This window comes from Thermoactinomyces vulgaris (assembly GCF_005886755.1).
GTDB classification, from domain to species: Bacteria; Bacillota; Bacilli; order Thermoactinomycetales; family Thermoactinomycetaceae; genus Thermoactinomyces; species Thermoactinomyces vulgaris.
In genome coordinates, this window is the sequence record NZ_CP039710.1 from 1,869,072 (window position 1) to 1,893,522 (window position 24,451).

A 24,451-nucleotide genomic window follows, 5' to 3' on the forward strand; every position below is an offset into this window, starting at 1 on the left:
TCCCTCAGCTTCTTTCCAAAACTATTTTAATTAATAAGAATACATTCACTTTGTCCATTTTGCCTGTTATCCGGCCATCCGTCAATATGAAACGGGGAGGGGAGAACCCTCCCCTTTGTCATCCTTCCATTTCCTTCAAACGGGCGAGCACTTTCTCTCGTTTTTCTTTATACTCTTCACCTTTTTTCCGTTCTTTCCCGACCACTTCAGCGGGTGCTTTGGAAACAAAGCCGGGGTTTGCCAGTTTTTTCTCCACTCTTTCCACTTCGGCATTTAATTTTTTCAATTCGGCTTTCAGACGGGCAATGGTTTGTTCCACATCCACCATTCCGGCAAGCGGCAAGAATATCTCGGCGCCGGTCACCACATCCGTCATGGATTTTTGCGGCCGTTTGAGACCGGAATCAATCGTTAACCGGTCGACACCGCACAATTTTTTAATCGCCGATTCGTGCTTCCGGATGGTTTCTTCCATGTCACCGTCCGGACGGATCAAAAGCTCGATTTGCCGTTTGGCCGGAACGTCCATTTCCGCCCGGATATTGCGCACCGACCGGATGATTTCAATCAACACCCGCATCTGCCGAACCGCTTGCGCGGATTCGAACTGTTCATCTTCCACCGGCCACGGGGCGATCATAATGCTTTCGCCTTTCACCGGCAAATGCTGCCAAATTTCTTCCGTGATGAACGGCATCATGGGATGCAACAATTTGAGGGATTGGTCCAGAACATGAACCAACACAGACCGGGTGACTCTTTTCGCCTCTTCATCTTCACCGTAAAGAGGAAGTTTGGCAAACTCGATATACCAATCACAAAACTCATCCCAAATAAAGTTGTACAGCACCCGTCCCGCTTCTCCAAAATCAAAACGATTCAAGAGCCTGGTCACATCCCGGACCGTTTCGTTCAGGCGATGCAGAATCCACTGGTCGGCCGTTGAAAACGGGCCGGTCAAGGAAAGATCATCTTCTTCGACTCCCTCCAGGTGCATCAGGGCGAAACGGGAAGCGTTCCAGATTTTGTTCGCAAAGTTTCTTGCCGCTTCCACGCGTTCAAAGCGGAAACGCTGATCATTTCCCGGCGTGCAACCGGTCGACAACATGTACCGCATGGCATCGGCACCGTATTGGTCAATCACTTCCATCGGATCGATCCCGTTCCCGAGCGACTTGGACATTTTCCGACCTTCCGCGTCCCGGACCAAGCCGGTGAACAGGACATTTTTAAACGGAATGTCATCAGTGAATTCCAGTGCCAAAAAGATCATGCGGGCAACCCAGAAGTAAATGATATCATATCCCGTCAATAAAACATCCGTCGGATAGTACCGTTTTAAGTCCCCGGTTTCTTCCGGCCACCCCAATGTGGAAAACGGCCAGAGTCCGGAACTGAACCATGTATCCAGGACGTCTTCATCCTGCTTTAACTGATCGCTTCCGCAATGCGGGCAAGTCTTTGGTTCCTCACGTGCCACCGTCATCTCACTGCATTGGCCGCAGTACCATGCCGGAATCCGGTGTCCCCACCACAGTTGCCGCGAAATGCACCAATCCCGCACATTTTCGATCCAGTTGAAATAGATCTTTTCAAAACGTTCTGGTACAAAACGGACGCCTTCGCCTTTTTTCTGAGCCTGAATCGCCCGTTGTGCGAGCGGCTTCATGGCCACAAACCATTGGGTGGAAAGATACGGTTCCACCACCGCGCCCGAACGTTCGCTGTGCCCGACCGAATGCACATGTTCTTCCACCCGGATCAGGTACCCTTCGTTCTCCAGATCTTTGACGACTTGTTTGCGGCAGTCAAACCGGTCCATGCCTTGGTACTTGCCGGCATTTTCGTTCATTTTCCCGGATTCATCCATCACCAAAATCCGTGGCAGTTCGTGGCGATTGCCCACTTCAAAGTCATTCGGGTCATGGGCCGGCGTGATTTTGACAACCCCGGTCCCAAATTCCTGATCCACATATTCATCGGCAATCACCGGAATTTTGCGTCCGGTAAGCGGCAGAACCACTTCCTTGCCGATCAAATGTTGGTAGCGCTCGTCATCCGGGTGAACCGCCAATGCCGTGTCCCCGAGCATCGTTTCCGGTCGGGTGGTGGCCATTTGCACCGATCCGGAACCGTCTGCCAGCGGATACCGGATGTGATACAAGGCGCCTTGCACCTCTTTGTGAATCACTTCAATGTCCGACAGGGCCGTCTTGGCAACCGGATCCCAGTTGATAATGTATTCCCCGCGGTAAATCAGGCCTTTTTCGTACAACTTGACAAACACTTCTTTGACCGCTTCCGAAAGCCCTTCATCCAGCGTAAAGCGCTCCCGGCTGTAGTCCAACGACAACCCCATTTTCCGCCATTGATTGGCGATGTTTTTGGAATACTCATCCTTCCACCGCCATACAACGTCCAAAAACTTTTCCCGTCCCAGCTCATGGCGGCTGACTCCTTCTTCCCGGAGTTTCGCTTCCACACGGGATTGAGTGGCAATTCCCGCGTGATCCATCCCCGGCAACCACAATGCATCATATCCCTGCATCCGTTTAAAACGGATCAAAATATCTTGTAAGGTGTTGTTCAAGGCATGGCCGATGTGCAAATTCCCCGTTACGTTCGGCGGCGGAATCACAATGGTGAACGGTTCTTTATCCGGGTCTTCTCCCGCTTGAAAATACCCGCCTTTCATCCAATAATCATACCATTTGGATTCTGCCTGTTTCGGGTCATACGTTTTTGGCATCGTCGACATTTTATCAACCTCCTGCTCGCCTTTCTTCCGAAAATAAAAAAAACCTTCGCCAACAAAGGACGAAAGGTCTTTTCGCGGTACCACCTTTATTCACTAATTAAAAAATTAGTGCACTCTGACCAGATAACGGCTGGAACCGGGTTATCTTACACGGTTTCGTCAACCTTTCAGACAACCTGCTCAAGAGCGACGTTCAACGGTTAAATGCAGAAGAAACCTTTCAGCCAAGGGTTTCTCTCTCTGACTGCTTTAATCCGTCTACTCTTCTCCGTCTTCGCATTTCCCATTCACATCAGATATTGACTATTATATTACACGTTTTCCAACTTTGCGTCAAACTATACCCCATTTGAATAAAAAACGGCGATATCGCCGTTTCAAAAAGACAAATCCATGATTCCCTTTTATGAACGGACGCCAAACGTTTGTTTAATAAATTCATACATCGCCTGGGGATCAGCCAAAAAAGCCAAAAGCAACACTGTGCACAACAACAGGATACTGAGAAAAGTTAAGAACAACACACCTTTGTAAGTTTTTTTCACGATCATTTTAACTGCTCTCAAGTGAATAAACCCCTTCCTGTCAGCATCCGAAGTCTTTTCATTGTAACATATTCCTATTCTCCACATTTTGTACGTATCTGTCCAGCATCCGAAACAAATTCCTTCGCTTTTAAACGATTGTATCTTAAATCGGTCTTCCATGAGATGCAAATGACTGATAATAAGTTTATCATCAAAAGAGCGCTTGAATAGTGACAAAAAACAAAAAACCGGGAGATCCCGGATTTATTCTTCGTTTATCTGCGTATTTCTTTATTTGCCTTTCCTTTTTTTCTGTTCGTCCACAACCGGCGAACCAAAACCTTGTTTTTTTCATACCGGGCCATCTCTTTTTCCAAGCGTGAAACTGCTTCGGGCTCATCATTTAAAAGCTTGGGATCATGATAATAAATCCGGAGAGTCTTTAGAAGCCGTTCCGGATAGGACAAATATAATCCGAGCAGCTTTTTTTCCTTGGGCCGGAGGGGGCAAATCTCTTCATAGGCCTGAATCAGTGCCGAAGGCGAATTTTTCGGATCGGACGGATCACTGAGGCGTTCCACCGCCAGTGCCAGGTCACGCACCGGCGAATCCACCCCGGCATGGTCAAAATCAATAAAATAAAAGTTTTCTTGATCCGCGACAATGTTGCTTGGATGAATGCGGATGTGGCAAAGGGCGTAACGCGGGGGAGCACCATCTTCCGATTCCAGATAGCGCTTCATGCCCCGGATCGCAAACGAGAGCGATTGGTCCAGCTGTTTGAAGATTTGCTCTGCCGACTGATCAAAGGGGGACGGAAATTCCCTTGCGCGGATTTGTTCCTGGTAACTTTTCAAATCCCGCCGTTTCTCCTCCCACTCGTCGATCAACCGTTCGTCCGTTTTTCCCGCCAATTCCGGATAATCTTTCAAGACCGGCTCCGAAAAGCGATGCAAATGCGCCAATCCCATGACCACATCCTGTGCGGATACTTCGTCCGCCCCTTTTTCTTTCCACGGAACCGCATACCAACAGCTTGTACGGGTGCGTACGACGGGCTCACCTTCCGGGGTCAACTCCCAAGGCAACGTGTGCACAAACCCCTGATGGTTCATTTTTTCCAAAATCCGGTGAAGCAGCATCAATTTTTCATATGAGGCCCCCGATCTTTTCAGCCCCAATTCCCGGTCCGGCAACGTCACTTTGAAGACCCGCCCGTCTCCTTCCACCCGGACCGGTTGCCAACCATACTGGTCACAAGCCATTTTCCATTCATCATTACGGGTGAAATCCAATCCACATCCTCCTCTCCCCACTCCAAACGAATACCGAAAACCGGTTTGGAAATTCTTCATCGGCACAAGAAAATGAATTTCCCGGGCTTTTCGGGTTTTCTTGTTTTTTCCGGCACTAAGCTTCCCTTTTTTCGTGCGATTCGGTCGGTTTTACGGGGACTTGCAAGATTTGCCCGGGCTCCAGCCGGTCCGTTGTCAACCGGTTTTTATTCACAATCTCGTCGGCAGACACCTCATACTTGCCAGCCACCTGGTCAATGGTCTCATCTTCTTGCACGATCACCATTTTGATCGGAACAAAATGTTCTTCCTTTCCATGAACCAACCAGCGGATCCACTCGGCCTTGCTCCGGGCTTCACCAGATTCATCCCTTTCTTCCCCGTCAGCAGAATCTTCCGTAGTGCCTTCCTCTTCTACAGTGCCTTCCTCTTCGGCAAGAACCGGTTCCGGTGTGTCATCTTCCTGTTTCGGCACCTCCACCTTCTCTTGGACAGGGTGTTCCTCTTCCGCTGTTTCGGCGGGGATCAAATCTTCCTCCGGTTTCAATTCCATTTGCTTGGATTTTTGTCTTTCATACCAGAAATCTTTGGGTGACAGTTTAATTTCCTGTACAACCTCTTTGCTTTCTTTCTCTTCCGGTTCTTTTTCCGGTTGTGCCAGCTCGTGCAAAGCCGGTTCCGAAACTTCTTTCGTCTCCTTTACTTCCTCCTTGGCTTTTTCTTCTCTTACATCCTCAGCCTTTCTTTCGCCGGTTTCACGGGCCGGTTCCTCTTCCTGTGCTTGCCGCTGTGCAACAGCCTCCGAAGGATCCTCCTCTTTCTCTGCCGCCTCCTTGTTCCCGTCTTCCCCGGCAATGGTTAAAGGTTGAGCCGTCGATCCGGAGAAAACCGGATATTTTTGCACATTTTCCCCGCTTTGCTCTTCTTCCTCATGGCTGCTTTCGGGAAGCAAACCGTCAATCATTAAAATCGCTTCAATCTTCAATTCAAATGGAGACAGGACTTCATAATCAAATGTCTCCACTTCCGCGGAAATCCGGGACTGCTCTGCTCTGTCGGCAGGAAGCGTGATTTCCACCGGAATCACATAAGCCAGTTCATTGGTTTCTTCCTCCACTCTCCCGTTATGTAAGGCCCCGCTTTCCTCTTCAGCGGTTTGTTCTTCCCCTACATAAACGCCGTTTAAACGCAAATAACCTTGGATTTTTAAATGTTGACCCTCGTCTTTTATCTCTACGTCCGGATATAAGTCCAGTTCCAGGAGGGTATCGATTCCCGGTTGTTGCGGATGTAAACGCACCTTCTCCGAAATGTCGAAGCGAAGCTGAGTGAATTGATCTTCCATTTGATTCCCTCCTTTTGAGGATTTTCTTCACCAAACGACATCACAGTACCCGTCGTTTGGGATATTAGTAAACTATATGCAATTCCTTTCCGGTTATAACCGGTTCTTTTGGACAGGAGGTTGAAAAAACAAAAAAAGAGACGTCAATTCTTCTGCAACTGCCGTCTCTTCACGGTTCAATGTTTTTTCAAAAACAAAGGCTGCCGGCCTCATTCCGGCAGCCTTGGGATCATATTCATTTGGACAGTTTTTTCAGTGCACGCCGGTTTGCTTCGATGGTGCGCTCAATGTCCGATTCGCTGTGGGCCATCGAGACAAACATGCCCTCGAATTGGGAAGGCGCCAACAAAATCCCTTCTTCCAGCATGTTTTTGTAGTACGAAGCAAACAAACCGGTATCGGACGATTTGGCCTGTTCATAGCTGGTCACTTTTTCATCGGTAAAGAAGAGACAAACCATGGAACCGACCCGGTTGATATGATGCGGCACGCCGGCTTCTTCAGCATTTTGTTTCATTCCTTCTTCCAACATGGCCCCTTTCTTCTCCAGCTCCTCATAAGCTTGCGGGGTCATGGCTTCCAAGGTGGCCGTACCGGCTGCCATGGCCAACGGGTTTCCGGACAAAGTGCCGGCTTGGTAAACCGGGCCGACCGGAGCAATCATCTCCATGATCTCGCGTTTGCCGCCGAAAGCCCCCACCGGCAAACCGCCGCCGATCACTTTCCCCATGGTGGTCAGATCGGGCATGACGTTATAACGCCCTTGGGCGGAGTAATAATCCACGCGGAAGCCGGTCATCACTTCGTCAAAAATCAGGACGGTTCCATATTGTTCGGTGATTTCCCGGATTCCTTCCAAAAAGCCGGGCTGAGGCGGAACCACGCCCATATTGCCCGCAACCGGTTCGACAATCACCGCGGCAATCTCTTCGCCGAATTTTTCAAAAGCCAGCCGGACACTGTCCAAATCATTATACGGAACGGTTAACGTCGATTGGGCCAAATCCATCGGAACACCGGGGCTGTCCGGAAGCCCGAGCGTGGCCACCCCGGAACCTGCTTTAATCAACAAACTGTCCGAGTGCCCGTGATAACTTCCTTCAAACTTCAAGATTTTCGTCCTTTTGGTATAAGCGCGTGCCAAGCGGATGGCGCTCATCGTGGCTTCGGTTCCGGAATTGACCATGCGCACGATATCCACGGAAGGCATCCGCTCGGTAACCATCTTGGCCATTTTCGTTTCCAGTTCCGTCGGCGCCCCGAAACTGGTTCCTTTTTCTGCCGTTTCTTTCACTTTCCTGACAACATCGGGATGGGCATGTCCCAAGATGAGCGGCCCCCAGGAACAAATATAGTCGATGTACCGGTTCCCGTCGACATCCGTCACCACGGAACCTTGCCCTTGTTCAATAAAAATCGGGTTCATATCCACCGATTTAAAAGCGCGAACCGGGCTGTTGACACCGCCTGGGATCACTTTCACCGCTTCCTGGTAATCGGCAACGGATCGTTCAAAAGAAAGACGCATAACGGACCCACCTTTTTTCATGTTCTTGAGCGATATGTAAAAGCGCTGTCTGTATTGTAACGCAAAACCCGCATCCGGCAAATCAACCAGCCGGATGGACCGGCTGGTTGAAACCCGGCATGCGAAAAATCATTCTTTCAGCCAACGGGCCAAATCTTTGGCATGATAAGTAATGATCAAATCCGCACCGGCACGTTTAAATGCCAGCATGCTTTCCATCACCACTTCTTTTTCATTGATCCAACCGTTGATGGCCGCCGCTTTGACCATGGAATACTCCCCGCTTACATTATAAGCCACCACCGGCAGATCAAAACGTTCACGAACCCGTTGCAGCACATCCAAATAAGCCAATCCCGGTTTTACAATGAGCAGATCGGCGCCTTCTGCCACGTCGGATGCGGCTTCACGCATGGCTTCCCGAATATTGGCCGGATCCATCTGGTAAGAACGCCGGTCCCCGAATCCCGGAGCCGATTGTGCCGCATCACGGAACGGTCCGTAGTAACCGGAAGCATACTTGACGGCATAGGACATGATTGGCACGTTTTCAAATCCGGCTTTGTCCAGCCCTTCACGAATGGCATAAACAAACCCGTCCATCATATTGGAAGGAGCAATCATATCCGCTCCCGCCTCGGCTTGCGAAACGGCCGTGGAAACCAACCGTTCCAGGGACGGATCGTTTAGCACCTGCCCGTTTTCCACCACTCCGCAATGGCCGTGGGAAGTATATTCACACAAGCAGGTATCTGCAATCACATACAGGGACGGGTATTCTTTTTTCAGATACCGGATCGCTTCCTGGACAATCCCGTGCTCATCATCAGCTTGAGATCCGCATTCATCCTTATGTGCCGGAATGCCAAAAACCAAAACCGAACGGATTCCAAGTTTCACCACTTCATCCATTTCCTCGTGAAGACGGTCCAAAGAATATTGATAAACGCCCGGCATGGAGGGGACTTCCTGTTTGATCCCCGTTCCTTCGATAACAAAAAACGGATAAATCAAATCATCGATTTTTAAATGTGTTTCTCTCACCAGAGACCGGATGTTTTCATTCATGCGCAAACGGCGATGACGAATAAATGAAGCCACTGATTTCATCCTCCTTCTAACAACCTTATGGCAACTGCTTCAATACTTCCACCAATCCTTCAATGGTGTACTCTTTGGCAATGCCGTCCACTTTCAATCCCAATTCCCCGGCCGTTTGAGCCGTAATCGGGCCGATGCAGACAATGTGCACCCCTTTTAGTAATGAAGGCACATCTTTTTCCACCGTTTGCAGGGACCGGACAAAGTTCCGGACCGTGGAAGGACTTGTGAAAGTAATCACATGAATCGTTCCTTCCCGTAACCCCTCAACGATTTCACTCACATTTCCAGTTTCTGTCTCCGTGTCATATGCATCGGCATCGGTCACTTCACAACCCATCTCAGCCAGCTTGACCGCTAAAATTTTGCGGGCGATGTTGGCACGGGGCAATAAGATTTTTTCTCCCGCTTTGACTTGGTGGCGAAGACTTTCAATCAACCCTTCCGCCTGGTATTCTTCGGGAATCACGTCAACGAGCAACCCTTTTTCCCACAAGGCTTCTGCCGTTTTCGGGCCGATGGCGGCGATCTTCGCTTTGCCCATTTGACGGATATCGATCTTTAACTCGCGCAGTCGCGAAAAGAAAAATTTCACCCCGTTGACACTGGTAAAGATAATCCAATCATACTCATGAAGGCGGCGGAGGGATTGATCAAGAAAGTCCTGGCGTTTCGGGCGGGTGATTTTGATCACCGGAAACTCCAGCGATTCTCCTCCCAATTCATGAATCTTCTCCGACAAGCTTTGGCTTTGCTCACGCGCCCGGGTAACTAAAACCCGTTTGCCAAACAATGGTTTTTGTTCAAACCATGCCAGCTTTTCACGCAGGCGGACCACTTCCCCGACCACAATCACCGCCGGCGGGCGGAATTTTCGTTCTTCCGCCTTTTCAACAATATCCTCCAGCGTGCCGGTCAAAGTTTCCTGTTCCATTTTGGTTCCCCAACGGATCAAAGCCACCGGCGTATCGCCGGATCTTCCGTATTTTCTCAACCGTTCAACGATATAGGGAAGATTTTTGACCCCCATCAAAAAAACCTGGGTTTCGGTTGCTTTGGCCAGGGAAGCAAAAGAAACGGAGGGTTCATTTTTTTCTTTCCGTTCATACCCGGTGACTACCGAAAACGATGCATTCATATCCCGATGGGTGACCGGAATCCCTGCATAAGCCGGAACGGCAATGGCAGAGGTGATGCCGGGGATCACTTCAAAAGGAATGCCTTCTTCCACGCAACGTTCGGCCTCTTCCCCGCCGCGTCCGAAAACAAAAGGATCCCCGCCTTTCAGCCGGACCACCGTCAATCCTTGTTTGGCCTTTTCAACCAGCAGATCATTGATCTCTTCCTGGGTGTGTGTATGATGGTCGGATGATTTTCCCACATAAATCCGTTCGACATTCTCTTTTGCATGATTCAAAAGCTGGGGGTTGGCCAACCGGTCATAAATGATCACATCCGCTTTTTTCAGCGCCTTTAATCCCTTGACGGTGATCAGGCCCGGATCCCAGGGACCCGCTCCAACCAGATAAACCATACCGGTCATATCTTAAGCCCCTCCCGCACGGTTTCCAACAGACGACCGGCCCCTTCTTCTTTTAAAGATGCCGCCAAATCTTTTCCGAGCTTTTCGGGATCTTTCCCACGGATGCTTTTTTTGATCACGTCTTGTCCCCCGGGATCGGCAACCAGACCGGTCAAATGAATTTCATCTTGATCCAATACAGCATGAGCCGCAATCGGCAAATGGCATCCGCCTTGAAAAGCATGCAAAAAAGACCGTTCGGCAGAAACGGCTTTGTTCGTTTCCTCATGATTCAACCGCTGTAAAACAGACAAAAGCTCTTCATCATCCGCACGGCACTGGACAGCCAAAGCCCCTTGCCCGACCGCCGGCAGCATGACATCCGCGGTTAACTCCTGGCAAATTTTGTTTTCCCAGTCCATCCTTTTCAATCCGGAAGTCGCCAAAATAATGGCATCAAACTGGCCTTCTTGCATCTTGCGGATTCGCGTTTGCAAATTGCCCCGCACCGGTTCCACTTTCAAATCCGGACGATAAGCCAGAATTTGCGCCTGGCGCCTCAAACTGCTGGTTCCCACCACCGCTCCGGACGGGAGTTCATCCAATGTTCTTCCGTCGATGGATAACAGGGCATCTGTCGGTGTTTCCCTTACCGGAACCGCCCCGATCACCAATCCCGGAGGCATTTCAGAAGGCATGTCTTTCATGCTGTGTACGGCAAAATCAATTTTCCCATCCAACAAAGCTTGTTCAATTTCTTTTACAAACAATCCTTTGCCGCCCACTTTGGACAAGGTGACATTTAAAATGCGATCGCCTTTAGTTACAATTTTTTTCACCCGGATATCCAATCCCGGTTCCAATTCCTTCAAGTGTTCCATCACCCAATGGGTTTGTGTAAGTGCCAACTCACTTCGTCTTGTTCCTGCCACAAGCGTCCGCATGCCACAGACCCTCCTTTCTCCTTCGCTCCGCTTAAAATCATGTTTTCCAACCATTCCGCCATTTCACGGTGAACCCCGTCCGGATTTCGGCGGCAAGCTTCAATCCACCGGTCCGATGCCAATTCTTTGTACAGCTGGTACCGGATCCGTTTCTCCGTGACTTGGACTTGAATTTTCTGCCGCATCTCTTGCACCAGGTCCAAATAAAGCTCATATTCCTCGCCATAGGCATCTTCCAGTTCGCGGCGGATTTTCTTGGCCACGGACGGGCTTGCCCCTTGCGTGGAAATGGCGATTTGCAGTTTCCCCCGTGTCAATACCGCAGGGATCGTAAAATTGCAAAGCCCGGGCTGATCAACAACGTTAATCCATTGATCGCGCATCTTTGCATGACAATAAACAGTCCGGTTGACACCCGGATCATCGGTGGCGGCAACCACCAAAAATTGGCCTGCACCATCCTCTTGTTGGTAAGGCCGGGCGAACCATTCCACTTTTCTGGAAAGCGCCCAATATTTGATCATGGGCGTGATTGCCGGACTCACCACTTTGACATGAGCCCCGGCATCGATCAACGTCTTCACTTTGCGCCCGGCCACTTTTCCTCCTCCCACCACCAAACAGGGCTTTCCTCTCAGATCAATCATCATGGCATAGGGTTGTCTCATCTTTGTCGTGCTCCTTCCGCTCTCAGAACCATTGATGAAAGGAAACACCTGTCCGGGTAATGAAATAATTCAGCAAGATGGATAAAAAAGAAAGCGAACTCCACCAAGCCAGGCGCCGGCCGGTCAACCGGGTGCGCGTCCATTGCCAGATGATCCAGCCGTACAAAATCATTACCCAAAACGTTCCCCATAATTTCGGATCCAACCAAAGCCGGTTGCCAACCGTTTGGTAACCATAAATGATACCTAATAACACGGAAATTAGCAAGAAAACGGCACCGGCGACAACCGACCAAACGGAAAATGACTCCAACCGGTCCAAGCTGGGCAAGATGCGCAACAAACGATTCCACTTTTTCTCTTTCAGCAAATGATTGCTGACCAGATAAAGCCCTCCGCTGATACAGGCCAGCGAAAATGCGGCATAGGACATCATTGCGATGGTCACATGAATGAAAACCAGCTCCGTCAACAACAAATATTCAAAAGCTGCGGATTGATGACGAACAAAAAACAGATTCAACACCAAAACGACAAACCCCATCAGATTGGCCAGGAAATAATAAACCGGCATGCGATAGACCAGATGCATTACCAGTGTAAAACTGACCAAAATCCATGAGTAAATAAAAAAAGCATCAATCCAAAACGGCAGTTGTTTGGGCCACCAGTTAAGAACCACCAGGATGAAAACTGCCGTTTGGATCAACCATACAATCCCCAAGAACAAATACGATATCTTCTCGGAGCGCCTGTTTCGGTGCAACAGATCAGCAAAAGAAAACAAGATGCTGAACGCATATAAATAAATGATGAAGTCATAAATCCAACGCTCCGCAAACATCAAGGTTTCCTCCTTTAAATGCGGGCCCAAGCCTCTTGACCAAGCGCTGGATTTTTCACTTCCACTTTGGCCGGTTCTTCCTCATCTTCCTGTTTTAAAAGCTCTTCCAAAGCAAACAAATAAACAAACATTTCCTGTGCTGCTTCTTTTTGTGGCGTGGTGGCCAGTTCCTTCAGGCGGACAATCGGATCACGCATCATTTGGTTCACAATGCTCTTGGTATGTTTGCGAATGACCCGTTTTTCCCGCTCGGTCATCTCCGGCAACTTCCGTTCGATTTTGTTCACGGCATCTTCCTGAATGGACAGCGCTTTTTCCCTGAGCGCCGAGATCAGGGGAACCACACCCAAAGTGTCCAGCCATGTGTTAAATTCCCGAACCTCTTCCTCAATCCAGCCCTTGATTTTTTCGGCTTCTTTCTGCCTGAGGGACATGTTGGATTCAGCAATTTCACGTAAATCATCAATGTCATATAAAAACACGGACTCCAGCCCGGCAATGGACGGTTCGATGTCCCGGGGCACGGCGATATCGATCAAGAAAAGCGGGGACCGGCGGCTTTTTAAAACCGGTTCCACCATGGAACGGGTCAAGACCGGCTCCTTGGCTCCGGTGGAACTGACCACGATATCCGCTTCTTTCAGGCAAGCAATCAAATCTTCCCATGGCCTTGCTTCCCCGTGAAACTTTCCGGCCAGCTCCTCCGCTTTCGAAAAGGTCCGGTTGACAACTTGTACACGCTTTGCCCCGTTGGAATAAAAATGTTTCGCCGTCAATTCGCTCATTTCCCCCGCACCGACCAAAAGAATCGTTTTATCCTCAAAGGAGTCAAACATTTTCTTGCCCAATTCCACAGCAACATAACTGACGGATATGGCATTTTGTCCGATCTCGGTTTCTGAATGAACGCGTTTTCCAAACGTGACGGCCTGTTTAAACAATGTATTGAATAACGTTCCGGTTGTTTTGCTTTCCATCGCTGTGAAAAAGGCTTGTTTCACCTGTCCCAGGATTTGGGTTTCGCCCAGCACCAAGGAATTCATGCCGCAAACGACATGAAACAAATGCCGGACGGCATCTTCGTTCTTTTTCACATAAAGGTAATCGCAAAACTCTTCTTTGGGGATACGAAACCAGTTCTCAATAAAAGTTTTGGCGTAATATTCACCGGTGTGGAGCTGGTCACAAACCACATAAAGCTCCATACGGTTACAAGTGCTCAAGATCACGCATTCCATAATGCTTTTCATATCCCGCAACGTTCTTAAAGCATAATCCAAGCGGTCTTCCGAAAAGGCAAGCCTTTCCCTCAATTCAACCGGAGCTGTCTCGTGATTCAGTCCAATGGTCAGTATATGCATGTTGCTCTTCACCTCGAATCCCAACACTGGGCACAAATCTGCGATGAATCAAACTTCATTATAACATACTGTTGTAATCCCCGGAAAAACGGGTGTGAACACATTTTGAAGCCACCGGAATCCCATTGAACAAATATTGGCAATCTTATTATATAATGGAAATATAGATCCATGCCTAATTTAAATGAGGTGATCGACTTGAAAAGGTCTGTCAAGCGGCTTCCTAGTATCCTGCTCGTTCTTTCTCTTGTCTTTTTGTCAACGGCATGCACATCTTCCTCTGACAATAAATCCAACATCCGGCTGGTCGAGGTGACTCATTCCATCTTTTACGCACCGCAGTATGTGGCCTTAAGCCAAGGCTTTTTCGAACAAGAAGGATTGTCGGTTGAACTGGTCAACGGAAACGGCGGGGACAAAACCATGACCACCCTCCTGGCCGGGGAATCCGATATCGTTCTGGTCGGCGTGGAAGCCGGCATCTATGTCACCGCCCGTTCCCGTTCCGATACGGTCAAAGCCTTTGCACAACTCACCCAAACCGACGGATCGTTTTTGGTATCCCGCAAACCCGTCCCGCAATTTGATTGGCAAATGTTAAAAGGCCAATCGTTGTTGGGGCAACGGCGGGGCGGCATGCCGGAAATGGTCAGTGAATATGTACAACGGAAAAATCAATTGATCCCCCATCAAGATGTGCGAATCATCCAAAATGTCGATTATCAAAATTTGGGAAATGCGTTTTTGGCCGGAACCGGCGATTTTGCCCAACTGTTTGAACCCGTTGCTTCCAAAATCGAAGCCGAAGGCAAAGGATACATCGTCGCATCGTTTGGAAAAGAAAGCGGCCGTCTCCCCTACACCTGTTACTTGGCGAAAGAGAAGTGGCTCCGCGAAAATCCGGATATTGCCCAAAAATTTGTCCGGGCCGTGTACAAAGGACAAATCTGGGTGAAGAACCACTCCCCCGAAGAAATTGCCTCCGCCATCCAAAGTTATTTTCCCGATACCGACCGCTCCATCTTGATTCGTGTAATCAAACGCTATAAAGATCAGGATTCTTATGCAGACAATCCCGTCATCGATCCGGATGAATACGGGCATTTCCTCCGGATTATGTCCCAAGCCGGCGAATTGCCCAAAAACGTCCCTTATGAACAACTGATCGATCCTCACATCAGCCAAAAAATTGTGGATGAACTCAAAGGGGGGACACCATGAAACCCACACCGGCCATCCAGTTTCAGAACGTGACGCATACCTTCTTCAGCAAAGAAGAAGAAGTCACCGCCATCCGGGACATCAATTTCACCGTCGAACAAGGAGAAACCCTGGTTTTAGTCGGTCCCAGCGGGTGCGGAAAAAGCACTATCCTCTCGCTTCTGGCCGGCATTTACAAACAGACGTCGGGGCAAATTCGGTTGTTCGGCAAAGAAGGGAAAACCCATGCAGCCAAATACACCGGTTACATGCTGCAAAAGGACGGATTGCTGGAATGGCGCACCGTCCTCAAAAACATGATTTTGGGCTTGGAATTCCGGAAACAAAACACGCCCGAGCGCATTGAGTACGCCCTTCATCTGCTCAAACAAATGGGTCTGGAACATACATCCCATCAATATCCGTCCCAATTGTCCGGCGGCATGCGGCAACGGGTGGCGCTGGTCCGCACATTAGCCGTCAATCCGGAAATCCTGCTGTTGGATGAACCCTTTTCGGCTCTGGATATTCAAAACAAAATCGCTTTGGAAGACTTGTTGATGGATGTCATGAAACGACACAAGAAAACTGCTGTCCTTGTGACCCATGACCTGGAAGAAGCCCTGGCGGTGGGCGACCGGATATTGGTGATGGGCGGACGTCCCGGAACCATTCAAAAAACGATGGTCGTTCCGGAAGAAATCCGCGCTTTGTCTGCGCTCAAATCCCGCAGCCATCCTGTTTTTCGCCGGCTGTTTGAACAGTTGTGGCAGGAGGTGGAACAACCATGAGCTTCTTTTCATGGAAAAAGTGGTTGACCAAGGGGGCCAAGAGCCCCTCACATGCCGATTTCCTGCGCCGGTTGCGGCTCCGGCAAATCGGGGTTTGGTTCTTGCGCTTCCTGATCCTGGTCGGTTTTGTCTTTGCATGGGAATGGGGGGCCCGGGCCGGTTGGATTGACTCCTTTTTATTCAGCAGTCCTTCGCTCATGATGAAGCAAGCGGCCGAATTGGCCCGTTCCGGGGAATTATATGCCCATATCGCAATCACATCGATGGAAACCATCGCCGGCTTTTTGATCGGCACCCTATCCGGGGTCATCCTGGCCACCATTATATGGGCTTCGCCGTTTTTATCCCGTGTTCTGGACCCCTATCTGGTCGTTTTAAACAGCATGCCGAAAGTGTCGCTCGGCCCCCTGTTCATTGTTTCGTTTGGTTCCGGCTTCATCTCCATTCTGGCCATGGGAATCGCCATCACCGTGATCATTACGACCATCGTCATTTACACCAGTTTTCAAAGTGTGGATTCCAGTTATCTCATTTTGGCCCGTTCGTTTGGGGCCAGCCGCAGCCAAATCTTTTGGAAGATCATCTTTCCCGCCGCCATTCCCGATATGATTGCCGCCTTGAAGGTCAATGTCGGGTTGTCATGGGTGGGGGTCATCGTCGGCGAGTTTTTGGTCTCCAAACAGGGACTCGGTTACTTGATGATTTACGGTTTCCAAGTGTTTAATCTGCATCTTGTGATGTTAAGCCTGATGATCGTGGCGGTCATCGCCACCATCATGTATCAGTTGATCGCGATCATTGAAAAACGGCTCGTTTCTAAAGGACAGCAGCAAAACGGCTAACCAAAGCGTATGTTTTGTCCCGCTTTTATTCAGCCGTTTTCTGCTTCCCAACCCTTTCTTCATTTTTTCTTCACGGCCGGCAGGATAAAACCGGCCGGATCGATAAATCTGTACCTTGCTCCTGCTGAAATTGTGATAAGATGTAAAAGGAAAATTCTACTTATTGACAAAGGGAGAAGGGGTTATGCAAACAAAGATTATCGGTTTTATCATCACACTGGTCGGAATCATCCTTCTGCTTGTCCAAACCGATCTCACTTCTCTTGCTTCCTTGATCACTTGGCCGTTTCTCATATTCTTGTTCAGTGTCCTTTTGCTTTATGTCGGAATCTTGAAGAAAATCAGCACGTTGACCTTATGGGCCGGTTTCGCCGCCACCATCAGTGTCACGGCCTGGGGATTGAAATACGTCAACGGCTGGCCCAAACATTGGAGCATATTGGTTGCTCTTTTCGGATTGGTCGTTTTGTTGCAATTTACCATTAATAAAAGCAAAATCACGGCTTTGGTCGGGGTGATTTTGATATTGACGGGAATTTTTGCATACCCGGGCATCACCGAACTTCCTTTGGTTTCCCCGATCACTTCGGTCTTTCATGCTTATTGGCCCGTCTTGATCGTGATCTTGGGACTGGTTTTTATCTCCAAAAAATAATCCGGTCATGCAAGCGACGTTGGACAAACGTTCCGGAAACCCGGTCTTCATCAGGTCAACCGGAGATTCCCGGCGGACCGTTTACCGGAAATGGGAAGGGCATGATGAATCATCGCCGGCCAAATCCACCGGCCCCGGTGCATGAGGATGGGACAACCGGGGATGCCGGTGGTTTTCTTGCTGAAACCGGTCTGTGAAACCGCCCCTTTCTTATGGGAATTGCAATCCCTCAATGGTTTGTGAATAACTTAATGGTGAAAAACGGTACACATTCCGATGAAGAAAACAAGGGAGAGATCGCGGGATGATTTCATTAAAAAGCCCCCGGGAAATCCGTAAAATGCATGAAGCGGGAAAACTTCTTGCCCAATGTCATCAGCACTTGAAGAAACGGATTCAGCCGGGAGTGACAACACTTGAGATTGACGAATGGGTGGAACAGTTTTTGAAGCAACACGGGGCCACCCCGGAACAAAAAGGATACATGGGCTATCCTTATGCCACCTGTGCTTCGGTCAACGATGAGGTGTGCCACGGTTTTCCCCGGAAAACACCGCTGAAAGAAGGAGACATTGTTTGCATTGATATGGTCGTCAACCTGGACGGCTGGTTGGCCGACTCGGCTTGGTCTTATGCAGTGGGGGAGATTTCCGAAGCGGCCCGAAACTTATTAACCGTCACCAAAGCCGCATTATATAAAGGCATTGAACAAGCCAAACCCGGCAACCGGATCGGGGACATTTCCCATGCCATCCAGTCTTATGCCGAGGAAAACGGAATGTCGGTGGTCCGTTCGTTTATCGGACACGGGATCGGCCGGCGCATTCATGAACTCCCCGAAGTTCCCCATTTCGGCCCGCCCGGCCAGGGGGCCGAATTAAAAGAAGGAATGGTGATCACGATTGAACCCATGCTGAACTTGGGTAACCATTTGGTCAAAATCATGGAGGACGGATGGACGGCCAAAACAGTGGACGGAAGTTTGTCGGCGCAATACGAACACACCGTGGCAATCACCAAAGACGGGCCGCTCATCCTGACCCGGCAACCGGATGAAACCTTTGATTTTTAAGCGAAAGAAAAAGGGCTGTGCGGATCGCGACAGCCCTTTTTTGCTTAAAGGTCAAAAACAGTTTTCAAATTGGATTTTTCCTCATAACGCTGAAGTGCCAACTCAATCAGTTTGGAAATTAATTCCGGATAAGAAACCCCCGAATGCTCCCACAATTTCGGATACATGCTGTAAGGCGTAAAGCCCGGCATGGTGTTAATCTCATTGATCAACACTCGGCCGTTGTCTTTGCGGATGAAAAAGTCCACCCGCGCCAGGCCGCTGCAATCAATGGCTTTGTATGCCTGAATCGCCAGTTGCCGGACCTTGCCGGTTGTCTCTTCCGGAAGTTCGGCCGGAATCCGCATCACGGATTTCCCGTCAATATACTTGGCTTTATAATCATAAAATTCATTGGAAGATACGATTTCCCCCGGCATGGAAGCTTGCGGTTCATCATTTCCCAACACGGCCACTTCCACCTCATGCGCGGGAATAAACTCTTCCACAATCACCTTCCGGTCATATTGGGCAGCCAACTGCAAAGCCTCCGTCAATGCTTCACGGTCTTTTGCCTTGGAAATCCCCACACTGGAACCCAGATTGGCCGGTTTGACAAAGCAGGGATAGCCAAGCGCTTGTTCCACTTTTTCGATCACGCTCTCGATGTCTTTCTCAAGCTCTGACTTCAAGAAATAAACATATTTGCCTTGCGGAAGACCCTCTTGTTCAAACACTTTCTTCGCCAACACTTTATCCATGCCGACAGCCGATGCCAACACCCCGGCTCCGACATAAGGAATCTGTGCCACTTCCAACATGCCCTGAATGGTCCCGTCTTCACCGTATGTGCCGTGCAAAACAGGAAACACCACATCCACTTCATGCGGGGCAAACGCAGGCAAGGTTCCGCTTCCTTTGGACACAAGCGCCGGCAGATGGTTTTGCAATTGCTCGCAAACTTCTTTTTCAAGCGTGCCGGCAATGGCGGGAATCGCTTTTTCCCCGAAATGCCATTGTCCTTCATGCGAAATCCAAACGGGAATCACTTCGTATTTGTCCCGGTCAATCGCCTGGATCACGGATGCGGCCGAATTTAAAGAGACTTCATGCTCCCCGGATCTTCCTCCGAACAAAACCGCAACACGAACTTTTTTCTCCATTCTCCCACCCTTTCTTCCGTCTAATCCTGATTTGCGTTCACTTGTTCCTCAATCAAGTTCCACAACCGCTCTTTACCATATGCAGTTTGCGCGGAAAAGAGAAGGAACGGATCTTCTTTTTCCATATTCAAAGTTTCCCTGATGATCTTGGCATGCTTTTGCCATTTTCCCTTCGGAACTTTATCTGCCTTGGTGGCCACGACCCATGTCGGGATGGAATAATACGTTAAAAACTCGTACATATTCTGATCATCTTTCGAGGGTGGGTGTCGCAAATCAACCACTTGGATCACCGCCTTGAGCGGTTCCCGTTTCAGCAAATAAGTTTCCATCATTTTTCCCCACTGTTTTTTCATCGCTTTCGGAACGCGCGCAAATCCGTATCCGGGAACATCCGCAAAATAAAAAAGGTCATTGATCCGGTAAAAATTGATGGTTTGGGTTTTCCCAGGTTTCGAACTGGTACGCGCCAGATTTTTTCTTCTGATCAGACAATTGATGAGCGATGATTTACCCACATTGGAACGCCCGGCCAGAGCAATCTCCGGCAGGGCGTCATCGGGGTATTGATCCGGTTTCACCGCACTGATCACAAACTCAGCTTTCTTCACCAGCATAAGGATCCCTCACTAACGCCAACCGCAACACTTCATCCATGTGCTCCACCGCGGTAAACTCCAATTCTTTCCGCACGCTTTTGGGAATGTCTTGGAGATCTTTTTCATTGTCCTTGGGGATCAACACATGTTTGATGCCCGCCCGGTGGGCACTTAACGATTTTTCCTTCAATCCGCCAATGGGCAGCACCCGTCCGCGCAAGGTGATTTCCCCGGTCATCGCCACAAAACGGGAAACCGGAATTCCGGTCAATGCGGAAACCAAAGCGGTGGCCATGGTAATTCCGGCTGAAGGGCCGTCTTTGGGAATGGCTCCTTCCGGAACGTGGATATGAATGTCATGTTTCTCATGGAAAGACGGATCAATGTTCAATTCCTTGGCGCGGGAACGGATGTAACTGAATGCGGCTTGGGCCGATTCTTTCATCACGTCTCCCAATTTCCCCGTCAATGTGAGCTTTCCGTTTCCGGGCAACAAGGAGACTTCCACGGACAACGTGTCCCCGCCCGCTTCCGTCCAAGCCAGGCCGGTCGCAATCCCGACCTGATCCTTTTCTTCCGCCCGTCCGTAACGGAAACGCTCCGGTCCCAAATATTTTTCCAAATTATTGGATGTAATGACCACTTTCTTTTTCTTGCCGGAGACAATTTGTTTGGCCGCTTTCCGACACAAGGTTCCGATCGTTCTTTCCAGATTCCGGACGCCGGCTTCCCGCGTGTAGTTGCGGATCAATTTCAACAATGCCCCCGACTGGATTTGCATGTTTTCTTTGGTCAATCCGTGTTCTTTTAACTGTTTGGGGAACAGATGGTCTTTGGCGATATGCTCTTTTTCAATTTCTGTATAGCCCGAAATGTATAAGACCTCCATCCGGTCAAGCAACGGACGGGGAATATTGTGGATCACATTGGCCGTGGTGATAAACATCACTTTGGACAAATCATACGGAATCTCGATGTAGTGATCGCTGAATGCCTGGTTTTGGTTCGGATCCAAGACTTCCAAGAGCGCGGAAGCCGGATCACCTCTGAAATCCATGGACATCTTGTCAATCTCATCCAGCAAAAAGACCGGATTGGTGCTTTGTGCTTGTTTCATTCCCTGAATGATCCTGCCCGGCATGGCACCGACATAAGTGCGGCGATGTCCGCGAATCTCCGCCTCATCCCGCACGCCTCCCAATGAGACACGGACAAAATTCCGTCCCAGCGCACGGGCAATGGAACGTGCCAAGGAAGTTTTTCCGACTCCCGGCGGGCCGGCCAGACAAAGAATGGGGCCTTTCATTTTCTTGACAATTTGCTGCACAGCCAGGTACTCAAGCACCCGTTCCTTTACTTTTTCCAATCCGTAATGGTCCTCGTCCAGCACTTTTTCTGCTTTCTCCAGGCTGAGATCGTCTTCGGTTTCATGAAGCCACGGCAAATCCAATAACCAATCAATATAATTGCGAACCACACCGCCTTCAGCGGAACTGGTCGGGATTTTTTCCAAACGGTCAATTTCCTTGTCAATCTTTTCTTTGATCTCTTCAGGCGCTTTTAGCTCGGACAGTTTTTGCCTCAATTCTTCCACTTCGCCCATGCGCCCTTCTTTTTCTCCCAGTTCCTTTTGAATGGCTTTCATTTGCTCACGCAGATAATATTCTTTCTGCGTTTTTTCCATCTGTTTTTTGACCCGGGAGTTGATCTTTTTCTCCAACTCCAGAACTTCTTTTTCATTATGGATGAGTGACAACAATTTCTCGAGACGTGCTTGAACGTTCAACGTTTCCACAATCGTTTGCTTATCTGCAATCTTCAGCGGAAGATGCGATGCGATGATATCCGCCAGCCGTCCCGGTTCATCAATATCCGCCACGACCGAATACGTTTCCGGCGAAAGCTTTTTGGACAAGCGCAGGTATTGTTCAAAATGCTCCAACACAGCGCGCATCAGAGCCTCCGTATCCAGGCCGTCTTCTTCTTCTTCTGCCAATTCTTCATACCGGACGATGTAACAATCTTCATCATCCATGTATTCAATGATGCTTGCCCTTTTCAAACCTTCCACAAGCACCCGGATGGTGCCGTTTGGCAGCTTCAACATTTGACGAACCTTTGCAATCGTACCGGTCCGGTAGATATCGTCTTCGGTGGGTTCCTCTATTTGAAGCTCCTTTTGCGTTGCAAGCAAAATCAAATTTTGGTCGTCCACCATTGCCTTTTCCAATGCTTGAACCGACTTTTCTCTTCCTACATCCAAATGTAAAACCATGGTGGGAAATACAACCAAACCTCTCAATGGCAAAAGAGGCAATACATGTTGTTCCCCTTCTTTTACAGCCATACATGCACCTCCGTTGCTGTCAACACAAGGAACAGGATGCCAGCTTTGTACGATTTTATCTTATTCATTCTCTTTTGTCTACGACACGAGGGCAACCGCCGGAAGCCGCCCGCAGCCGGACAAAAACATTCTGCATTCCTTATTATACCGGAGCAGAAGTGGGTGAAAAGAGAACCGGCATCTCCACGGATTTTTCCCGGCCAAAAGCAAGTTCAAAAACCGTCTCAATGCGTTCAACAGGAATGACTTCAATCCCTTCCAACTGCATAAAAATCGACTGCATGTTTTCTTTGGGAATCAACACTCTCTCGGCTCCTGCCTGCTTGGCGGCTTCCACTTTGGCAATGATGCCTCCCACGGGCTTCACATATCCGTGAATGCTTAATTCTCCGGTCATGGCCATTTTGGGGTCCATCGGAATGCCTTGAATGGCGGAATAAATTGCCGTTGCCATGGCGATTCCCGCTGAAGGGCCATCCACCGGCACACCACCGGGAAAATTGATGTGCAAATGGTAATCATCCGGTTGCAACCTCATTTTTCGCAGAACCGTCATCACATTTTCCACCGAACCCCGGGCCATGCTTTTCCGCCGCAGTGTCCGCTGCCGGTTGGCCATTTCCTCTTCTTCAACCACTCCTGTAATCCGGACGGTTCCTTGATCTTTTGCTGCGCGGGTTGCCGACACTTCAATTTCCAAAGTCGCCCCCATGTGCGGTCCGAGAACGGCCAATCCGGTGACGAGCCCCACTTGTGCTTTTTCCGGCATTTTCAATTCCGGCCGCGGATTTAACTGGCTGCTGTTTACAACCCATTCCACGTCACGGGCTTCCACCCGGTTGCGCTGTTCACTCAATGCCACGCCCACTGCGGTTTGGACAATATTCACCGCATCGCGCCCGTTCATCGCATAACGCATGATCACCTGAACGGCTTCCGGGCTGTAATCAAAATGAATCCTCTTCAAGGCGTCGGTGGCAATTTTCTCGATTTCATGCGCCAACAGCGGTCGAAAAAAAATCTCCATGCAGCGTGACCGGATGGCCGGAGGAATTTCTTCAGGAGGTCGTGTGGTTGCACCAATGAGGCGAAAATCAGCCGGCAAACCGTTTTGGAAAATGTCATGAATATGCCGGGGGGTATTGGTGTCTTCTTCATTGTAGTAGGCACTTTCCAAAAACACCTTGCGGTCTTCCAACACTTTTAACAGTTTGTTCATTTGCACGGGATGCAATTCCCCGATTTCATCAATAAACAACACCCCGCCATGCGCCTTGGTCACCGCTCCCGGTTTGGGTTGGGGAACCCCGGCGACTCCCATGGCTCCGGCTCCCTGATAAATCGGATCATGCACGGAGCCGATCAAAGGATCGGCAATGCCCCGTTCATCAAAGCGGGCCGTGGTCGCATCGATTTCAATGAACTTGGATTTTTCATTAAAGGGAGAGAAACGGTTCTTTTTCGCCTCCTCTAAAATCAAGCGCGCAGCCGCGGTTTTCCCGACTCCGGGCGGCCCGTAAATCAGGACATGCTGTGGATTCGGCCCGCACAACGCCGCCTTTAACGAACGAATGCCCTCTTCTTGTCCGACAATGTCCTCCAGTTTGGCCGGCCTGGTTTTTTCCGCCAGGGGTTCGGTCAAAGAGACCTCGCGCATCGACCGGAGCCTTTCCAATTCTTTCCGTGATTCTTTATTCACCGCACTGCGGCTGGATTGTTGGCTTTTTAACAAACTCCAGAAATAAATCCCGATAATGATGGAGAAAAACACTTGTAAAAACATAAGTAAAGAAGTCCAGCTCATAGGCCCCTTCCTTTCCTCCCTGCAATTTGGACAGACATCGTCCGCTTTTTCTGTATTATGACCGCAGGAGGAAAGGGATACTCATGCTTTTGCAATAGCCAAAAAG

Annotated in this window: 20 protein-coding genes and 1 other annotated feature; of the genes, 5 read left to right on the forward strand and 15 right to left on the reverse strand. The window is 49.4% G+C overall.

Translation table 11 applies throughout. The features are described 5' to 3' along the window. Positions 1 to 118 precede the first annotated feature (118 nt). The 11 genes from FA954_RS09530 to hemA all read right to left on the reverse strand — a co-directional run bounded on the left by FA954_RS09530 (position 119) and on the right by hemA (position 13,893). Positions 119 to 2,758 (reverse strand): valine--tRNA ligase, encoded by a 2,640-nt coding sequence (locus FA954_RS09530; RefSeq protein ID WP_138615043.1) that lies wholly within the window; start codon positions 2,756 to 2,758, stop codon positions 119 to 121. A 52-nt stretch (positions 2,759 to 2,810) separates the two neighbouring features. Next, positions 2,811 to 3,042, reverse strand: a binding site (T-box leader). A gap of 120 nt (positions 3,043 to 3,162) precedes the next feature. Further along, positions 3,163 to 3,324: a hypothetical protein gene (locus FA954_RS13710; RefSeq protein WP_156097702.1), complete on the reverse strand. Its 162-nt coding sequence runs from the start codon at positions 3,322 to 3,324 to the stop codon at positions 3,163 to 3,165. Between the two features lie 236 nt (positions 3,325 to 3,560). Beyond that, complete coding sequence (locus FA954_RS09535; RefSeq protein ID WP_170151217.1) at positions 3,561 to 4,580, reverse strand: phosphotransferase; 1,020 nt, start codon at positions 4,578 to 4,580, stop codon at positions 3,561 to 3,563. 115 nt (positions 4,581 to 4,695) lie between these two features. Continuing rightward, a complete protein-coding gene (locus FA954_RS09540; protein WP_121874004.1) occupies positions 4,696 to 5,925 on the reverse strand; it encodes a LysM peptidoglycan-binding domain-containing protein in 1,230 nt (409 codons plus the stop codon). A 235-nt stretch (positions 5,926 to 6,160) separates the two neighbouring features. After that, positions 6,161 to 7,453, reverse strand: a complete 1,293-nt coding sequence (gene hemL / locus FA954_RS09545; RefSeq protein WP_037993531.1) for a glutamate-1-semialdehyde 2,1-aminomutase — start codon at positions 7,451 to 7,453, stop codon at positions 6,161 to 6,163. Between the two features lie 129 nt (positions 7,454 to 7,582). Beyond that, a complete protein-coding gene (gene hemB / locus FA954_RS09550) occupies positions 7,583 to 8,563 on the reverse strand; it encodes a porphobilinogen synthase (RefSeq protein ID WP_037993532.1) in 981 nt (326 codons plus the stop codon). A 16-nt stretch (positions 8,564 to 8,579) separates the two neighbouring features. Next, on the reverse strand, positions 8,580 to 10,097 hold the full coding sequence (gene cobA, locus FA954_RS09555; RefSeq protein ID WP_049719898.1) for a uroporphyrinogen-III C-methyltransferase: 1,518 nt from the start codon (positions 10,095 to 10,097) through the stop codon (positions 8,580 to 8,582). Next, the gene (hemC, locus tag FA954_RS09560; RefSeq protein WP_037993535.1) at positions 10,094 to 11,020 is read right to left on the reverse strand and encodes a hydroxymethylbilane synthase; all 927 of its coding nucleotides are present in this window, start codon (positions 11,018 to 11,020) and stop codon (positions 10,094 to 10,096) included. The genes cobA and hemC overlap by 4 nt, the downstream gene beginning before the upstream one ends. Next, the gene (locus tag FA954_RS09565; protein ID WP_121874002.1) at positions 10,957 to 11,688 is read right to left on the reverse strand and encodes a precorrin-2 dehydrogenase/sirohydrochlorin ferrochelatase family protein; all 732 of its coding nucleotides are present in this window, start codon (positions 11,686 to 11,688) and stop codon (positions 10,957 to 10,959) included. The genes hemC and FA954_RS09565 overlap by 64 nt, the downstream gene beginning before the upstream one ends. Positions 11,689 to 11,710: 22 nt before the next feature. After that, on the reverse strand, positions 11,711 to 12,532 hold the full coding sequence (locus FA954_RS09570) for a cytochrome C assembly family protein (protein WP_121874001.1): 822 nt from the start codon (positions 12,530 to 12,532) through the stop codon (positions 11,711 to 11,713). A 14-nt stretch (positions 12,533 to 12,546) separates the two neighbouring features. Next, on the reverse strand, positions 12,547 to 13,893 hold the full coding sequence (hemA, locus tag FA954_RS09575; RefSeq protein ID WP_138615044.1) for a glutamyl-tRNA reductase: 1,347 nt from the start codon (positions 13,891 to 13,893) through the stop codon (positions 12,547 to 12,549). 171 nt (positions 13,894 to 14,064) lie between these two features. Here hemA and FA954_RS09580 point away from each other — a divergent pair, with 171 nt between their 5' ends. From FA954_RS09580 to map, 5 genes are all read left to right on the forward strand, one after another. Further along, positions 14,065 to 15,114: an ABC transporter substrate-binding protein gene (locus FA954_RS09580; RefSeq protein WP_121874000.1), complete on the forward strand. Its 1,050-nt coding sequence runs from the start codon at positions 14,065 to 14,067 to the stop codon at positions 15,112 to 15,114. Beyond that, the gene (locus tag FA954_RS09585) at positions 15,111 to 15,884 is read left to right on the forward strand and encodes an ABC transporter ATP-binding protein (protein ID WP_037993542.1); all 774 of its coding nucleotides are present in this window, start codon (positions 15,111 to 15,113) and stop codon (positions 15,882 to 15,884) included. The genes FA954_RS09580 and FA954_RS09585 overlap by 4 nt, the downstream gene beginning before the upstream one ends. Continuing rightward, entirely contained in the window at positions 15,881 to 16,726 is an 846-nt protein-coding gene (locus FA954_RS09590; RefSeq protein WP_049719894.1) for an ABC transporter permease, read from the forward strand. Before FA954_RS09585 ends, FA954_RS09590 begins: the two co-directional genes overlap by 4 nt. A 184-nt stretch (positions 16,727 to 16,910) precedes the next feature. Next, positions 16,911 to 17,381, forward strand: a complete 471-nt coding sequence (locus tag FA954_RS09595; protein ID WP_037993544.1) for a hypothetical protein — start codon at positions 16,911 to 16,913, stop codon at positions 17,379 to 17,381. 304 nt (positions 17,382 to 17,685) lie between these two features. Further along, entirely contained in the window at positions 17,686 to 18,453 is a 768-nt protein-coding gene (gene map, locus FA954_RS09600) for a type I methionyl aminopeptidase (RefSeq protein ID WP_037993546.1), read from the forward strand. A 44-nt stretch (positions 18,454 to 18,497) separates the two neighbouring features. Here map and FA954_RS09605 read toward each other — a convergent pair whose 3' ends face one another. The 4 genes from FA954_RS09605 to lonB all read right to left on the reverse strand — a co-directional run bounded on the left by FA954_RS09605 (position 18,498) and on the right by lonB (position 24,345). Beyond that, positions 18,498 to 19,595, reverse strand: coding sequence for a D-alanine--D-alanine ligase (locus FA954_RS09605; RefSeq protein WP_037993549.1), 1,098 nt, complete (start codon positions 19,593 to 19,595; stop codon positions 18,498 to 18,500). 20 nt (positions 19,596 to 19,615) lie between these two features. Beyond that, positions 19,616 to 20,212, reverse strand: a complete 597-nt coding sequence (yihA, locus tag FA954_RS09610; RefSeq protein ID WP_037993550.1) for a ribosome biogenesis GTP-binding protein YihA/YsxC — start codon at positions 20,210 to 20,212, stop codon at positions 19,616 to 19,618. Then, complete coding sequence (gene lon, locus FA954_RS09615) at positions 20,193 to 22,541, reverse strand: endopeptidase La (RefSeq protein ID WP_037993552.1); 2,349 nt, start codon at positions 22,539 to 22,541, stop codon at positions 20,193 to 20,195. Before lon ends, yihA begins: the two co-directional genes overlap by 20 nt. 142 nt (positions 22,542 to 22,683) lie before the next feature. Further along, positions 22,684 to 24,345 (reverse strand): ATP-dependent protease LonB, encoded by a 1,662-nt coding sequence (gene lonB / locus FA954_RS09620; RefSeq protein WP_037993553.1) that lies wholly within the window; start codon positions 24,343 to 24,345, stop codon positions 22,684 to 22,686. Positions 24,346 to 24,451: the final 106 nt, after the last annotated feature.

Coding starts and splice junctions, on each gene's coding strand:
- FA954_RS09530 (WP_138615043.1), bottom strand. CDS start 2,758: ATGTCGACGATGCCAAAAACGTATGACCCGAAACAGGCAGAATCCAAA.
- FA954_RS09540 (WP_121874004.1), bottom strand. CDS start 5,925: ATGGAAGATCAATTCACTCAGCTTCGCTTCGACATTTCGGAGAAGGTG.
- hemL (WP_037993531.1), bottom strand. CDS start 7,453: ATGCGTCTTTCTTTTGAACGATCCGTTGCCGATTACCAGGAAGCGGTG.
- hemB (WP_037993532.1), bottom strand. CDS start 8,563: ATGAAATCAGTGGCTTCATTTATTCGTCATCGCCGTTTGCGCATGAAT.
- cobA (WP_049719898.1), bottom strand. CDS start 10,097: ATGACCGGTATGGTTTATCTGGTTGGAGCGGGTCCCTGGGATCCGGGC.
- hemC (WP_037993535.1), bottom strand. CDS start 11,020: ATGCGGACGCTTGTGGCAGGAACAAGACGAAGTGAGTTGGCACTTACA.
- FA954_RS09565 (WP_121874002.1), bottom strand. CDS start 11,688: ATGAGACAACCCTATGCCATGATGATTGATCTGAGAGGAAAGCCCTGT.
- FA954_RS09570 (WP_121874001.1), bottom strand. CDS start 12,532: ATGTTTGCGGAGCGTTGGATTTATGACTTCATCATTTATTTATATGCG.
- hemA (WP_138615044.1), bottom strand. CDS start 13,893: ATGCATATACTGACCATTGGACTGAATCACGAGACAGCTCCGGTTGAA.
- FA954_RS09580 (WP_121874000.1), top strand. CDS start 14,065: ATGCCTAATTTAAATGAGGTGATCGACTTGAAAAGGTCTGTCAAGCGG.
- FA954_RS09585 (WP_037993542.1), top strand. CDS start 15,111: ATGAAACCCACACCGGCCATCCAGTTTCAGAACGTGACGCATACCTTC.
- FA954_RS09590 (WP_049719894.1), top strand. CDS start 15,881: ATGAGCTTCTTTTCATGGAAAAAGTGGTTGACCAAGGGGGCCAAGAGC.
- FA954_RS09595 (WP_037993544.1), top strand. CDS start 16,911: ATGCAAACAAAGATTATCGGTTTTATCATCACACTGGTCGGAATCATC.
- map (WP_037993546.1), top strand. CDS start 17,686: ATGATTTCATTAAAAAGCCCCCGGGAAATCCGTAAAATGCATGAAGCG.
- FA954_RS09605 (WP_037993549.1), bottom strand. CDS start 19,595: ATGGAGAAAAAAGTTCGTGTTGCGGTTTTGTTCGGAGGAAGATCCGGG.
- yihA (WP_037993550.1), bottom strand. CDS start 20,212: ATGCTGGTGAAGAAAGCTGAGTTTGTGATCAGTGCGGTGAAACCGGAT.
- lon (WP_037993552.1), bottom strand. CDS start 22,541: ATGGCTGTAAAAGAAGGGGAACAACATGTATTGCCTCTTTTGCCATTG.
- lonB (WP_037993553.1), bottom strand. CDS start 24,345: ATGAGCTGGACTTCTTTACTTATGTTTTTACAAGTGTTTTTCTCCATC.